Here is a 15020-nt window from a genome sequence, read left to right on the forward strand (position 1 = left end):
GGGGTCGGAAGAATCGTGGAGAACCTGATTGCGCTGCTGATCGCGGCGCCCCTGCTCGGAGCGGCCGTCCTCCTGGTCGGCGGTCGGCGGCTCGACGCCGTCGGCCACTGGCTCGGCACCCTGCTCGCGGCCGTCTCCTTCGTGATCGGCCTGGTCCTCTTCGCCGACCTGCTCGGCAGAAGCGCCGACCAACGGACCCTCACCCAGCACCTGTTCAGCTGGATCCCGGTGTCCGGCTTCCAGGCGGACGTCACGTTCCGTCTCGACCAGCTGTCGATGACGTTCGTCCTGCTGATCACCGGTGTCGGCTCGCTGATCCACCTGTACTCGGTCGCGTACATGGAGCACGACGAGCGGCGCCGCCGCTTCTTCGGCTACCTCAACCTGTTCCTCGCGGCGATGCTGGTGCTCGTCCTCGCCGACAACTACCTGCTGCTGTATGTCGGCTGGGAGGGCGTCGGTCTCGCCTCCTACCTGCTGATCGGCTTCTGGCAGCACAAGCCCAGCGCGGCGACCGCGGCGAAGAAGGCCTTCCTGGTCAACCGGGTCGGCGACATGGGCCTGTCCATCGCGATCATGCTGATGTTCGCGACGTTCGGGACCTTCGCCTTCGGCCCGCTGCTCGGCACCCACGCCGAACCCGGTCTCGTGGGCGGCGCCACCGAGGGCAAGCTCACCGCCATCGCGCTGATGCTGCTGCTCGCCGCGTGCGGCAAGTCCGCCCAGGTGCCGCTGCAGTCCTGGCTCGGGGACGCGATGGAGGGCCCGACCCCGGTCTCGGCCCTCATCCACGCCGCGACCATGGTGACGGCGGGCGTCTACCTCATCGTCCGCTCCGCGGCGATCTTCAACGCGGCGCCCGACGCGCAGCTGGTGGTCACCGTCGTCGGCGCGGTCACGCTGCTGTTCGGTGCGATCGTCGGTTGTGCGAAGGACGACATCAAGAAGGCGCTGGCCGGCTCGACCATGTCGCAGATCGGCTACATGGTGCTGGCCGCGGGCCTCGGCCCCATCGGCTACGTCTTCGCGATCATGCACCTGGTGACGCACGGCTTCTTCAAGGCCGGGCTGTTCCTCGGCGCCGGTTCGGTCATGCACGGCATGAACGACGAGGTGGACATGCGCAAGTACGGCGGGCTGCGCGCGTACATGCCGGTCACCTTCATCACCTTCGGCCTCGGCTACCTCGCCATCATCGGCTTCCCGGGCCTGTCCGGCTTCTTCTCCAAGGACAAGATCATCGAGGCGGCCTTCGCCAAGGGCGGCGCCGAGGGCTGGATCCTCGGCGGCGCGGCCCTGCTGGGCGCGGCCATCACGGCGTTCTACATGACGCGGGTGATGCTGATGACGTTCTTCGGCGAGAAGCGCTGGCAGCCCGACGAGAACGGCAACGAGCCGCACCCGCACGAGTCTCCCAGGGCCATGACGATCCCGATGATCGTGCTGGCCGTCGGCTCGGTCCTGGGCGGCGCGTTCTTCAGCATCGGCGACCGCTTCCTGCACTGGCTGGAGCCGGTCACCGGGCACAGCGAGGGCAACTCGCCGCTCAGCGCGTGGACGGTCACCGGCGCGACGATGGTGTGCCTGATCGTCGGCGTGGCCATCGCCTGGGCCCAGTACGGCCGCAAGCCGGTCCCGGCCGTCGCACCGCGCGGCTCGCTGCTCACCCGGGCCGCCCGGCGGGACCTGCTCCAGGACGACTTCAACCACATCGTCCTGGTCCGCGGCGGCGAGCACCTCACGCGGTCCCTGGTCTACGTCGACCACACCCTGGTCGACGGAGTCGTCAACGGCACGGCGGCCTCGGTCGGCGGCCTGTCCGGGCGGATGCGCCGGCTGCAGAACGGCTTCGCGCGCTCCTACGCGGTCTCGATGTTCGGCGGTGCGGCACTGCTGGTCGCCGCGACCCTGCTGATGAGGGCGGTCTGATACCGATGTCCTTTCCTCTGCTGACAGCGACGGCGGTGCTCCCGGCACTCGGGGCCATCGCCACGGCCGCCGTGCCGGCCGCCCGGCGCACCGCCGCGAAGTGGCTCGCGCTGGTCGCCTCGCTGGCCACGCTCGCGCTGGCCGTCACCGTCCTGGTCCGCTTCGACGCGGGCGGCGCCCGTTACCAGCTCACCGAGTCCCACTCCTGGATCGCGTCCTTCGGCGTCAGGTACGAACTGGGCGTCGACGGCATCGGGGTGGCGCTGGTCGGGCTGACCGCCCTGCTCATCCCGTTCGTGATCCTGGCCGGCTGGCACGACGCCGACCCGCTGGAGACCGGAAGCCGCCGCTGGCGGCCGACACAGGGCTTCTTCGCGCTGATCCTGGCCGTCGAGGCGATGGTGATCATCTCCTTCGAGGCCACCGACGTCTTCCTCTTCTACATCTTCTTCGAAGCCATGCTGATCCCGATGTACTTCCTCATCGGCGGCTTCGGGGACCGTGCCCACGAGCACGGCGAGGAGGCGGCGTCGACCCAGCGGTCGTACGCGGCGGTGAAGTTCCTGCTCTACAACCTGACCGGCGGTCTGATCATGCTGGCCGCGGTGATCGGGCTGTACGTGGTCGCCGGGAGCTTCTCGCTCACCGAGATCGCGCAGGCCCGCGCCAACGGCTCGCTGCACATGGCGACCGACGTCGAACGCTGGCTGTTCCTCGGCTTCTTCTTCGCCTTCGCGGTGAAGGCGCCGCTGTGGCCGCTGCACACCTGGCTGCCCAACGCGATGCAGGAGTCGACCGCGCCGGTCGCCGTCCTCATCACCGCGGTCGTCGACAAGGTGGGCACCTTCGCGATGCTCCGCTTCTGCCTCCAGCTGTTCCCGGAGGCGAGCAAGTGGGCCACGCCGGCCATCCTCGTCCTCGCCCTGATCAGCATCATCTACGGGGCGCTGCTCGCGGTGGGCCAGCGGGACATCAAGCGCCTGATCGCGTACGCGTCGATCTCGCACTTCGGCTTCATCATCATGGGCATCTTCGCGATGACCAGCCAGGGCCAGTCCGGAGCGACGCTCTACATGGTCAACCACGGCCTGTCGACGGCCGTGCTCATGCTGATCGCCGGCTTCCTGATCTCCCGGCGCGGCTCCCGGCTCATCTCCGACTACGGCGGTGTGCAGAAGGTCGCTCCGGTGCTCGCCGGCACGTTCCTGATCGGCAGCCTCGCCACCCTGTCCCTGCCGGGACTGGCGCCCTTCGTCAGTGAGTTCCTGGTCCTGGTCGGCACGTTCACGCGCTACCCGGCGATCGGCATCGTCGCCACCTTCGGCATCGTGCTCGCCGCGCTGTACACGCTCGTCCTGTACCAGCGGACGATGACCGGCCCCGTGAAGCCGGAGGTCTCGGCGATGCCGGACCTGCGGGTGCGGGAGCTGGTGGTCGTGGCCCCGCTGGTGGTGCTGCTGATCTTCCTGGGCGTCTATCCGAAGCCCGTCACGGACATCGTCAACCCGGCGGTCCAGCAGACCATGTCCGACGTACACAAGACCGACCCGAAGCCCGCAGTGGAGGCGGCCAAGTGAGCGGAGCAGCCGTCCACAGCCTGTGGACAACCGCGGCCGACCCGATCTCGAAGATCGAGGCGCCGAAGATCGAATACGGGCAGTTGTCGCCCACCCTGATCGTCGTGGGCGCGGCGATCGTCGGAATGCTCATCGAGGCGTTCGTCCCGCGCAGGTCGCGCTACTACGCGCAGGTGTTCGTGTCCGTCGTCGCGCTCGCCGCCGCGTTCGCCGCGGTCGTCGCGCTCGCGGCGGACGGATACGGCACCACCAAGGCGCACATCGCGGCCATGGGGGCCATCTCCGTCGACGGACCCTCGCTCTTCCTCCAGGGCACGATCCTGCTGGCGAGCCTGGTCGCCCTGTTCACCTTCGCCGAGCGGCGACTGGATCCGGCGGCGCACGGCAACCGCGTCGACTCCTTCGCCGCGCAGGCGGCGGCCGTACCGGGCAGCGAGAGCGAGAAGGCCGCGGTCAAGGCCGGCTTCACCACCACCGAGGTCTTCCCGCTCCTCCTCTTCGCGGTCGCCGGCATGCTGGTGTTCCCCTCGGCCAACGACCTGCTGACCCTGTTCGTGGCCCTGGAGGTCTTCTCCCTGCCGCTGTACCTCCTGTGCGCGCTGGCCCGCCGCAAGCGGCTCATGTCGCAGGAGGCCGCGGTCAAGTACTTCCTGCTGGGCGCCTTCGCCTCCGCGTTCACCCTGTTCGGCATCGCGCTGCTGTACGGGTACGCGGGCTCGGTGTCGTACGCCAGGATCGCGCAGGTCGTCGACGGCAACGTGCCGAACGTCGACCCGGCGCTCGCCAACACCATGGACAACGACGCGCTGCTGCTCATCGGCGCCGCGATGATCGTGATGGGCCTGCTGTTCAAGGTGGGCGCGATTCCGTTCCACATGTGGACGCCGGACGTCTACCAGGGCGCTCCGACCCCGGTCACCGGGTTCATGGCGGCGGCGACCAAGGTGGCGGCCTTCGGCGCGCTGCTGCGGCTGCTGTACGTCGTGCTGCCGGGCATGCGGTGGGACTGGCGGCCGGTCATGTGGGGGGTCGCGATCGTCACCATGCTGGGCGGTGCGATCGTCGCGATCACGCAGACCGACATCAAGCGGCTGCTCGCGTACTCGTCGATCGCGCACGCGGGCTTCATCCTCGCCGGTGTCATCGCGACCTCGAAGGACGGCGTCTCGTCCGTGCTGTTCTACCTGGCCGCGTACTCCTTCGTGACGATCGGCGCGTTCGCCGTGGTCACGCTGGTGCGCGACGCGGGCGGCGAGGCGACGCACCTGTCCAAGTGGGCGGGGCTGGGCCGGCGTTCCCCGCTGGTGGCGGCCGTGTTCGCGGTGTTCCTGCTGGCCTTCGCGGGCATCCCGCTGACCTCCGGCTTCGCCGGGAAGTTCGCGGTGTTCAAGGCGGCGGCCGAGGGCGGCGCGGTGCCGCTGGTCGTGATCGGTGTGATCTCGTCGGCGATCGCGGCCTTCTTCTACATCCGCGTCATCGTGCTCATGTTCTTCAGCGATCCCCATCCGGAGGGCCCGACGGTGGCGGTGCCGTCCCCGCTGACGATGACCGCGATTGGCGTGGGCGTGGCGGTCACGGTGGTCCTCGGCGTGGCCCCGCAGTACTTCCTGGATCTGGCCAGCCAGGCGGGAGTGTTCGTGCGCTGAGGCGCTCCGCACCACACCCGGCTGCCCGGAACCTCCGCGAGAGGCGCCGGGCAGCGGTGTGTGGGCTACTGCTCCTTTTCCAGGCGGGGCTTGATCCGCGTCAGGTCCAGATCCACCGGGAACGGGACGACCGTCTTCATCCGCTCCCGGTGGATGCCGGTGCTGGTGTAGGCGCCGGTGGTGGGCTCCAGTTCGAACGAGTGCACCGCGGCGCGGCCGTTCTCGTTCTCCACCCGCCAGTAGTGGGGGATCCTCGCCCGCGCGTACTTCAGCGGCTTGGTCTCGCGGTCCCGGGAGACGGAATCCGGTCCGACGACCTCGACGACCAGCACGACAGCCGTCGCCGAGACTCGGGTCTGGTCGTGGCTGACCAGGGCGTCCCTCCGTACCACGGCCACGTCCGGTTCGGGTCTGTTCTGCCGGTGGATGTCGACGGTGAACCTGCAGAGCGCCTCGAGCTCGGGCGGCGCGGCGCTGTCGAGTTCCCGGCCGAGGAAGCTCATCGCGCGCTCGTGGAAAACCGAGTGCGGGCACGGAAAGACCAGACTCGCGTCGATCAGCTGGGTATGTGCCGGCAGGTTCGGAAGGCGGTCCAGGTCATCAGCGGTCCATCCGCCCTCAGGGGGGACCGGCCAGGCGGGCTTGGAGGCCTTCGGTGCGGCGTTCATCGCTCCCACAGGAGGCAGTCTCGCCGGTTCGTGCACACCGTCGGCCGGATACGGACGAGTCTCCTGCGTACGTGTGAACGACTTCGTGTCGTTGACCGGGGGTTACAGGACCGGCCTGTGGACAAGTCCGGGGGTGTCCGCGGGGGCCCCTATCGTGGAGGCAGTGGTCGAGGAGTGAGTGTGGGGGACGAGGCGATGGGCGGGACGGATGGTGTCACCGACATGTCAGTGACGGAGAGCGAGGCGCTGGCGACGCTGCGCCGGGTCTTCGGGTACGAGGAATTCCGGGGCGAGCAGGAAGCGGTCGTCGAGCATGTGGTGGCGGGCGGCGACGCCGTCGTGCTCATGCCCACCGGTGGCGGCAAGTCGCTGTGCTACCAGCTTCCGTCCCTGGTCAGGCCCGGTACGGGCGTCGTGGTGTCGCCGCTCATCGCGCTGATGCAGGACCAGGTGGACGCGCTGCGGGCGCTGGGCGTGCGCGCCGGGTTCGTGAACTCCACGCAGGACTTCGACGAGCGCCGGGTGGTCGAGGCGGAGTTCCTGGCCGGCGAGCTCGACCTGCTCTACCTGGCACCGGAGCGGCTGCGCCTGGACACCACGCTCGACCTGCTCTCCCGCGGCAAGATCTCCGTCTTCGCCATCGACGAGGCGCACTGCGTGTCCCAGTGGGGCCACGACTTCCGCCCCGACTACCTGGCGCTGTCTCTGCTGGGCGAGCGCTGGCCGGACGTGCCGCGGATCGCGCTCACCGCGACGGCCACCCACGCCACGCACCAGGAGATCACCCAGCGGCTGAACATGCCGCGGGCCCGGCACTTCGTGGCCAGCTTCGACCGGCCCAACATCCAGTACCGGATCGTGCCCAAGGCCGACGCCAAGAAGCAGCTGCTGACCTTCCTGCGCCAGGAGTATCCGGGCGACGCGGGCATCGTGTACTGCCTGTCGCGCAACTCGGTGGAGAAGACGGCCGAGTTCCTCACCCGCAACGGCGTCGAGGCGGTGCCGTACCACGCGGGCCTGGACGCGGGCACCCGCGCGGCGCACCAGTCCCGCTTCCTGCGCGAGGACGGCCTGGTCGTGGTCGCCACCATCGCCTTCGGCATGGGCATCGACAAGCCCGACGTCCGGTTCGTCGCCCACCTGGACCTGCCCAAGTCCGTGGAGGGCTACTACCAGGAGACGGGCCGCGCGGGCCGGGACGGCCTGCCGTCGACGGCCTGGATGGCCTACGGCCTGAACGACGTCGTGCAGCAGCGCAAGCTCATCCAGTCCGGTGAGGGCGACGAGGCGTTCCGCCGCCGGGCCCAGGCCCACCTGGACGCGATGCTCGCCCTGTGCGAGACGGCCCGGTGCCGCCGAGGCCAGCTCCTCGCCTACTTCGGCCAGGAACCGGGCGCGGCCGGCTGCGGAAACTGCGACACCTGCCTGACCCCGCCCGAGACCTGGGACGGCACGATCGCGGCCCAGAAGGTGCTGTCGACGGTGGTGCGGCTGAAGCGGGAGCGGGGGCAGAAGTTCGGCGCGGGCCAGATCATCGACATCCTGCTCGGCAAGCGCACCGGCAAGGTGATCCAGTTCGACCACGACCAGCTGTCCGTGTTCGGCATCGGGGACGAGCTCACCGAGGGCGAATGGCGGGGTGTCGTACGGCAGTTGCTGGCGCAGGGGCTGCTCGCGGTGGAGGGCGAGTACGGCACGCTGGTGCTGACCGACAGCAGCGGGTCGGTGCTGCGGAGAGAGCGGGAGGTGCCGCTGCGCAAGGAGCCGAAGAAGCCGGCCGCGTCGCGGGCTTCGGCGGCCCGGGACGACCGCAAGCCCAGGGCGGCGGCGGCCGAGCTGCCCGAGGAACTGCTTCCCGCCTTCGAGGCCCTGCGCGCCTGGCGCGCCGAACAGGCCCGCGAGCAGGGCGTCCCGGCGTACGTCATCTTCCACGACGCCACGCTCCGGGAGATCGTCACGATCTGGCCGACGTCCGTGGCACAGCTCGGCACGGTCGGCGGCGTCGGCGAGAAGAAGCTGGCGACGTACGGGGAGGGCGTGCTCGGGGTGCTGGAGTCGCTGGCCGGCCCGTCCGGCGACGCCACGGCCGACACGGGGACGGCCGGCTCAGGAACGGCCGGGACCGGGACGGCCGGCGGGGGTGAGCCGGAGCCGGTGGAGGACCTGCCCGAGCCGGAACCGGACGACTGGATATAGGCGGTCCGCGCCGGTCACGGCGACGGGCCCGCTGCTCAGCCCAGCGCCGTCAGGCCCGGGGCGAACGTGATCAGGAGCGGGAGCAGCGGCACCAGGGCGGCGACCGCCGTGGTCAGCGCCCGGCGCCTGCGGTCCAGCCGCGGCGGCGGCTCCAGCAGGCGGTCGACCCGCTCGCTCAGCAGCCGGTTGCTGGAGGCGCAGGACAGCACCCCGCGGTGCTGGTTGAGCTCGATCAGCGCGAGGGCCGTGGTGAGGTGGCCGTGGCGGCGGGAGGCCGTGTCGTCGGCGGCCAGTTCGACCAGGCGGTGGGTCTGCTCGCAGAAGTGCGTGAACAGCGGGATGCGCGGAAAGCCGGTCGCCAGCGCGGTCGACAGGTGCAGCAGCCAGTCGTGGTGGGCGCGGGCGTGGCCGCGTTCGTGCGCGAGGACGGCGTCGAGCTGGTGGCCGGTGAGCCGGTGCAGGGCGCCGGTGGTGACGACGAGCTGGGGTGGGTGACCGGGCATCCACCAGGCGTCGGGGTACTCGTCCTCCAGCACCAGCAGCGGTCCGCGGGCCGCCGGAAGGCCCGCGGGCAGATCGGGGGCGCGTTCGCGCAGGTGCGCGCGGGCCAGGCCGCGCCGGCGGCGGGCCTCGACGAGCTCGCGGGCGAGCATCGCAGTGGTCCAGGCGGCGCCGCCGGCCAGCAGCAGGGTGAGGCCGGCGGCCCAGACCGGCGCCACCGACGAGTCGTAGGCGGCTGTCACGGCCGGCGGCGCGGGGGCGAAGACCCGGTCGTGAACGGTACTGAAGACGGCCGCGGTGCCCAGCACGAGCCCCGCGAGACAGCACAGCAGGACGGTGGCGACCAGGCACTGCCACACCCACAGCGCGACGACGGGCTCCCGTTCGGGCCACCCCGCCCGGGCCAGCACGCGGGGGACCGGCACGGCGAGCGTCAGCGCGACGGCGCTCAGCAGGAGCAGGCAGGCGGTCATGCCTCGGACTCCGGATCCTCGTCGGAGGTGGGCGGGTGTCGGGGTCGTGCGGTGGAGCGGTGCTGTGCGGCCGGCCGGCGCGCCGGGCGCGCACGGCCTGCCGCCAGTATGACGGCCACGGGCACCGGGAGTCAGGGGTCCGCCACCACCAAATCCCCGGCGTGGGAAGGGCCGCAGGGCCTCCGCTCAGCCCGAGACGATCCGCCCCGTCACCTCCCCGAGGCCCAGCCGCGTGCCGTTCGCGCCCGGCGCCCAGGCCGAGAGCGTCACCACGTCGCCGTCCTCCAGGAACGCCCGCTTGCCGTCGGGGAGTTCCAGCGGCTCCCGGCCGTTCCAGGTCAGCTCCAGCAGCGAGCCGCGCTCGTGCTCGGCGGGTCCGCTCACCGTGCCCGAGCCGTACAGGTCGCCCGTGCGCAGGGACGCGCCGTTGACCGTCATGTGGGCGAGCTGCTGTGCGGCCGTCCAGTACATGGTGGAGAAGGGCGGCTCGGACACCACGTGGCCGTTGATCGCGACGGAGATCCGCAGGTCGTAACCGCCGGGCTCGTCCGCGGAGTCGTCGAGGTAGGGCAGCAGCGGGTGCGTGCGCCGCGGCGGGGCCACCCGTGCCTCCTCCAGCGCGTCCAGCGGGGTGATCCACGCCGACACCGACGTGGCGAAGGACTTGCCGAGGAACGGCCCGAGCGGGACGTACTCCCAGGCCTGGATGTCGCGCGCCGACCAGTCGTTCAGCAGGCACAGCCCGAAGACGTGCTCGCGGAAGTCGCCGAGCGCGACCGGCTGCCCCATCCGTGAGGGCGCGCCCACCACGAAGCCGACCTCCGCCTCGATGTCCAGGCGGACCGAGGGGCCGAACACCGGCGCGGGGTCCGTGGGAGCCTTCCGCTGGCCCGACGGGCGCACCACGTCCGTGCCGGAGACCACCACCGTGCCGGAGCGGCCGTGGTAACCGATTGGCAGGTGCTTCCAGTTGGGGGTCAGCGAGTCCTCGGCGTCCGGGCGGAAGATCTGCCCCACGTTCCGGGCGTGGTTCTCCGAGGCGTAGAAGTCGACGTAGTCCGCGACCTCGAAGGGGAGGTGCAGGGTCACCGAGGACAGCGGGTGCAGGAAGGGCGCGACGGTCTCCTGGTGGGCCGGCACCGTCACCCACGACGTCAGCGCGCGCCGCACGTCGGACCACGCGGTGCGGCCCGCGGCCAGCAGCGGGTTCAGGGTCGGCCGCGCGAGCAGCCCGGCGTACGGCGAACCGAGGGCCCGCGCCGCCGCCCCCGCGTCGAGCACGTGGTCGCCGAGCCGGACGCCCACGGTCCTCTCCGGCGACCCGGCGCGGGAGAAGACGCCGTAGGGAAGGTTGTGCGGACCGAAGGGGTCGCCCTCGGGGACCTCGAAGGGGGGCATGGGTACTGCCTTCCTTTCCGGAATTCCATGTGGTCGGGCCACACGTTACGGGGGCGTCGCATGTCTTGGGCAGTGTCTAAAGAGTTTGCAATGTCCGAATTGGCCTTGTGGGAGGGGGCAATTCCGGCTTAGCGTCCTCTGGGGGCGCGGACGGGGTGGGTCCGCTCCATAGGGGGGACACGTGGGGGGACCCGTGGCCAGGAATGCCGTCAGTGTGCCTTTCCGGGCCGACCGTGAGGTCCCGGGCCTGATCGTGAAGTTCGGCGACTACCCGCTGCACCACGGCGGGGTGGGCGCGATCCGCAGCCTCGGCCGTCTGGGCGTGCCGATGTACGCGATCACCGAGGACGCCTACACACCGGCGGCCTCCTCCCGTTATCTCAAACGCGCGTTCGTCTGGCCGACCAGGGGCACGGAGGGCGCGGACCGTCTGGTGGAGGGTCTGCTGCGGATCGGCCGCCGCATCGGCCGGCCCACGGTCCTGGTGCCCACCGACGAGGAGGCCGCCGTCCTGATCGCCGAGCACCAGGACGAACTCAAGGGCCGCTTCCTCTTTCCGCCCGTCGCCCCCGGCCTGCCGCGCCGCCTGGCCAGCAAGCAGGGCCTGCACGAACTGTGCGTGGAGCACGGCATCCCGAGCCCCACGGCTGCCTTCCCGGAGTCGTACGACGACATCGTGGCGTTCGCCGAGAAGACCCGCTTCCCGGTGGTGGCCAAGAACCGCGAGGCGTTCGTCCGGCGCAGCAGCCCCGCGGTGAACGGCACCACGAGGATCAACAGCCGTGAGGGACTGCTGGCCCTGGCCCGGGACTGGGGCGAGCGGCCGGGCGTGATCCTCCAGGAGTATCTGCCGAGGGAGCAGGCCGAGGACTGGATCGTGCACGCCTACTTCGACCAGCACTCGGCCCCGCTCGCGATGTTCACCGGCGTCAAGGTCCGCTCCTGGCCGCCGCACGCGGGCATGACGGCGAACGCGTACGTCGTCGACAACCCGGAACTCGCCGACCTCGCCGCGCGGTTCATCAAGCAGATCGGCTTCACCGGCATCGTCGACCTCGACCTGCGTTTCGACCGGCGCGACGGGCAGTACAAGCTGCTTGACTTCAATCCGCGCATGGGCGCGCAGTTCCGGCTCTTCGAGAGCGAGTCGGGCGTGGACGTCGTCCGTGCCATGCACCTCGACCTGACCGGCCGCCCCGTCCCGGAGGGCAAGCAGCGCGCCGGCCACCGGTACGTCGTGGAGAACATCGACCTGCCCGCCCTGCTCGCCTACCGCCGCAGCGGCTACACCACGCCGCACGCGCCGGCGAGGGCGAGCGGCACGGAGCTGGCCTGGCTCGCGGGTGACGACCCGATGCCGTTCCTCACGATGCTCGCCCGCTTCGTGCGGCCGGGCGCCCGGCACCTCCATCAGCTGTGGCGGACCAACCGCCGCGGCGGCACGACCGGTTAGGGCAGAGCGCGACCGTATGCGGGCGGCACGTCCCGCCGTCCGAGCCGGCCCACGAAGTGACGTGAGCACGTCCTGGGGAGGACTTCGTGAACCAACCGGTGGCAGTCATCGGTGCCGGGCCGTTCGGCCTGTCCACCGCCGCCCATCTGCGCGCCCGGGGCATCCCGGTCCGCGTCTTCGGCGAGCCCATGGTCGCCTGGCGCGACCACATGCCCGCCGGAATGCTGCTGAAGTCGACCCCGGCCGCCTCTGGCATCGACTGCCCGCAGCGCGGCCACACTCTCGCCGACTACTGCGCCGCGGCCGGCATCGGACCGCTGGTGACCGACGAGGACATCATCCCGGTGGAGACCTTCATCGCCTACGGCGAGTGGTTCCAGCGCAGGCTGGTGCCCGAGCTGGAGCGAGTGCGGGTGGTGTCGGTCGACCGGCGGCCGGACGGCGGCTTCGAGCTGAAGCCGGACTCCGGGGAGCAGTTCACCGCCCGGGCGGTCGTGGTGGCGACGGGCTTGTCGGGACTGGCCCATCTGCCACCCGAGCTGGCCACTGCGGCGCCGGACGGCCCCACGCCCACCGGGCCGCTCTCGCACAGCTCCCAGCACCACGACCTCGGCCGGTTCGCCGGGAAGGAGCTGATCGTCGTCGGGGCCGGCCAGTCCGCGCTGGAGACGGCGGTGCTCGCGGCAAAGGCCGGCGCGCGGGTGCGGGTGGTGGCGCGGGGCCGCGGCTCGGTCGCCTTCGGCGCCCCGCCCTGGGAGCAGCCGAGGTTCCGGCCCGAGTCGCCCTTCGGCCGCGCCTGGTCGCTGTGGGCGCTGAGCTACTACCCGCAGCCCTTCCGGTACCTCCCGGCCGGGGTCCGCCACCATCTGGTGCGCCGGGTCCTCGGCCCGCTCGGCGCCTGGTGGCTGCGCGAGCGCTTCGAGTCGGCGGTGCCGGTCCACGAGGTGAGCGGCATCGTGCGCGCCGACGTCACGGGCGGGCGTCCGGTACTGACGGTGCGCACCCTCGCGGGCGAGAGCCGGGAACTGGAGGCGGACCACGTCATAGCGGCCACCGGCTACCGCGTCGACATCGCCGCGATGGGCTTCCTCGGCCACGAGCTGCGCACCGGGCTCGCGGTCAGCCGCGGCGCCCCGAGGCTCGGCGCGGGTTACGTCTCCTCGGTACCCGGCCTGTACTTCACGGGGTTGCCGGCGGCGGCCTCGTACGGGCCGGTGATGCGGTTCGTGTGCGGCACGGAGTTCGCCTCGCCGCGGCTGGCCGCACACCTTGCGGCGGCGCACGGTTGAGACCCACCTCGCCTGCGGTGTCGAAGAGCTCTCACAGGTAAGGGAGTTCAGGAGAGGGAGCCGGGAGCCCGGTGGCCGTCGCGGTCGTCCGGTTCCGGTCGAGTCGGCGGGCCGCGCCATCCGTATTCTCTGATCATGGCCGCCCTCACATATACCCTCATCGCCACTGACCTGGACGGAACGCTGCTGCGCGGCGACCACACCGTGTCCGAACGGTCCCTCGCCGCGCTCGCGGGGGCGGCGGCCGCCGGTGCCCGGCACCTCGTGGTGACCGGACGGCCGGCACCGAGGGTGCGGGAACTGCTCGACGTCCTCGGCACCACGGGGCTCGCGGTGTGCGGTCAGGGCGCCCAGCTCTACGACGCGGGCAGCGACCGCCTGCTGTGGTCGGTCACCCTGGACCGGGAGCAGGCCGAGACCGCGCTCGGCAAGATCGAGGCCGAGGTGGGGGAGGTGCACGTCGCGGTCGACCAGGACGGGGTCGAGGGGCTCACGCTCATCGAGCCGGGGTATCTCATGCCGCACCCGGCGCTGCCCGCCGTACGGGTCGAACGGCGCGACGACCTGTGGCGCGCGCCCATCAGCAAGGTGCTGCTGCGTCACCCGGCGCTGTCCGACGACGAGCTGGCGGCGGCGGCCCGCGGCGCGGTGGGTTCCCTCGCCACGGTCACCATGTCGGGCCCCGGGACCGTCGAACTCCAGCCGTGCGGCATCACCAAGGCGACCGGGCTGGCGCTGGCCGCCGAACACCTGGGACTGGGCCGCGAGAGCGCCCTCGCCTTCGGCGACATGCCGAACGACATCCCGATGTTCCAGTGGGCCGCCCGGGGGGTCGCCATGGCCAACGCCCACCCCGAGCTGAAGGCGGTGGCCGACGAGGTCACGATGTCGAACGAGGACGACGGCATCGCCGTCGTCCTCGAACGACTTTTTGTCTAGTGCTGCGACCGGAAAGGTTCACCGGCTCCGGCAGACCTTTCCGGTCACAGCGCTAGCCGGTGTGTGGTCCGGCTACGGTCCGGTCAGTACGCGCCGAAGACGTTGTCGATGGAGCCGTACCGCTTGGCCGCGTAGTTGCAGGCGGCCGTGATGTTGGCGATCGGGTCGTAGATGTCCCAGGACGTGCCGTTCACGTGGTAAGCCCGGAAGGTCGGGTCGATGACCTGGAGCAGACCCTTGGACGGGATGCCCTTCCTGGCGTTGGAGTCCCAGAGGTTGATGGCGCGCGGGTTGCCGGAGGACTCGCGGATGATGTTGCGGTGGATCCCGTTGTAGGAGCCCGGGATGCCCTTCTCCGCCATGACCGCCAGGGAGGCCCGGATCCAGCCGTCGAGGTTGTTCGAGTAACCGAAGCTCGCGGCCGTCCGGACGGTGGCCGGAGTTGCCGCGGACGCGGTCGTGGCGCCGAGCAGCGGCACGGCGAGGACGGCTGCGCCCGTGCCGGTGACGGCGAGGGTGCGGATGAGGCGGGCGGTGCGGGTAGAGCGGCGCTGACCGTTTGCAGGCATGGGGGAATTCCTCTCCGTCGCCTGCGAGGTGAGCTGTCGGGTTCGGGCTGGGAGGTGCCCGGCCGCGCCCTGAAGGGCACGGCTTCACCCCAAGCCGTTCCGGTGCGGCGTACGCGGTACGTACGACACCCGGCCCGGCGAACTTACCTGGGTCCCCCGCTCCTGCCATGGGTCATTCGGTCGTTGGGATTACGGGCGGCGGCAGGATTCGGCGTCCGCCCGTCGGTGCCGGGAACGTATGCGAGAGCACATGTCCCGAACAAGTGCCGGAATCACACTCGTCCTGTTTGACCTTGGTCTGGGGTGTATGTGGTGCTTGATCCTTTGCACCTGCCAAGGTTCAACTCGGCTGCCTGTAAAGGGAATGTGAAGGAGTGCGAGA

At 71.0% G+C, this 15020-nt stretch carries 11 protein-coding genes and 1 riboswitch; of the genes, 7 read left to right on the forward strand and 4 right to left on the reverse strand.

All coding sequences use genetic code 11. The features are described from left to right. Positions 1-15: 15 nt before the first annotated feature. The 3 genes from nuoL to nuoN are packed head-to-tail and all read left to right on the forward strand — an operon-like array spanning position 16 to position 5152. On the forward strand, positions 16-1929 hold the full coding sequence (gene nuoL / locus ACWEK3_RS06155; RefSeq protein ID WP_384428753.1) for an NADH-quinone oxidoreductase subunit L: 1914 nt from the start codon (positions 16-18) through the stop codon (positions 1927-1929). A 5-nt stretch (positions 1930-1934) separates the two neighbouring features. After that, the gene (locus ACWEK3_RS06160; protein WP_453249054.1) at positions 1935-3506 is read left to right on the forward strand and encodes an NADH-quinone oxidoreductase subunit M; all 1572 of its coding nucleotides are present in this window, start codon (positions 1935-1937) and stop codon (positions 3504-3506) included. Continuing rightward, the gene (gene nuoN / locus ACWEK3_RS06165; RefSeq protein WP_453249055.1) at positions 3503-5152 is read left to right on the forward strand and encodes an NADH-quinone oxidoreductase subunit NuoN; all 1650 of its coding nucleotides are present in this window, start codon (positions 3503-3505) and stop codon (positions 5150-5152) included. Before ACWEK3_RS06160 ends, nuoN begins: the two co-directional genes overlap by 4 nt. Before the next feature lie 65 nt (positions 5153-5217). Here nuoN and ACWEK3_RS06170 read toward each other — a convergent pair whose 3' ends face one another. Continuing rightward, on the reverse strand, positions 5218-5820 hold the full coding sequence (locus ACWEK3_RS06170) for a Uma2 family endonuclease (protein ID WP_450540661.1): 603 nt from the start codon (positions 5818-5820) through the stop codon (positions 5218-5220). A gap of 195 nt (positions 5821-6015) precedes the next feature. Here ACWEK3_RS06170 and recQ point away from each other — a divergent pair, with 195 nt between their 5' ends. After that, entirely contained in the window at positions 6016-8016 is a 2001-nt protein-coding gene (gene recQ / locus ACWEK3_RS06175; RefSeq protein ID WP_453249081.1) for a DNA helicase RecQ, read from the forward strand. 35 nt (positions 8017-8051) lie between these two features. Here the strand turns inward: recQ and ACWEK3_RS06180 are convergent, their stop codons facing one another. Beyond that, positions 8052-8990: a M56 family metallopeptidase gene (locus ACWEK3_RS06180; RefSeq protein WP_384432385.1), complete on the reverse strand. Its 939-nt coding sequence runs from the start codon at positions 8988-8990 to the stop codon at positions 8052-8054. A 186-nt stretch (positions 8991-9176) separates the two neighbouring features. Continuing rightward, the gene (gene fahA, locus ACWEK3_RS06185) at positions 9177-10388 is read right to left on the reverse strand and encodes a fumarylacetoacetase (RefSeq protein WP_450540663.1); all 1212 of its coding nucleotides are present in this window, start codon (positions 10386-10388) and stop codon (positions 9177-9179) included. Positions 10389-10602: 214 nt separating this feature from the next. Between fahA and ACWEK3_RS06190 the strand changes: the two genes are divergently transcribed. The 3 genes from ACWEK3_RS06190 (at position 10603) to ACWEK3_RS06200 (ending at position 14069) form a co-directional block, all read left to right on the forward strand. Continuing rightward, on the forward strand, positions 10603-11841 hold the full coding sequence (locus tag ACWEK3_RS06190; RefSeq protein WP_453249056.1) for a carboxylate--amine ligase: 1239 nt from the start codon (positions 10603-10605) through the stop codon (positions 11839-11841). An 86-nt stretch (positions 11842-11927) separates the two neighbouring features. Further along, on the forward strand, positions 11928-13130 hold the full coding sequence (locus ACWEK3_RS06195) for an FAD-dependent oxidoreductase (protein WP_450540666.1): 1203 nt from the start codon (positions 11928-11930) through the stop codon (positions 13128-13130). 135 nt (positions 13131-13265) lie between these two features. Continuing rightward, a complete protein-coding gene (locus tag ACWEK3_RS06200) occupies positions 13266-14069 on the forward strand; it encodes an HAD family hydrolase (RefSeq protein ID WP_453249057.1) in 804 nt (267 codons plus the stop codon). Between the two features lie 83 nt (positions 14070-14152). Here ACWEK3_RS06200 and ACWEK3_RS06205 read toward each other — a convergent pair whose 3' ends face one another. Next, positions 14153-14638: a transglycosylase SLT domain-containing protein gene (locus ACWEK3_RS06205; RefSeq protein ID WP_390725187.1), complete on the reverse strand. Its 486-nt coding sequence runs from the start codon at positions 14636-14638 to the stop codon at positions 14153-14155. A 5-nt stretch (positions 14639-14643) separates the two neighbouring features. Beyond that, positions 14644-14830: riboswitch (cyclic di-AMP (ydaO/yuaA leader) on the reverse strand. Positions 14831-15020: the final 190 nt, after the last annotated feature.

It is taken from the genome of Streptomyces sp. NPDC004721 (assembly GCF_053601495.1).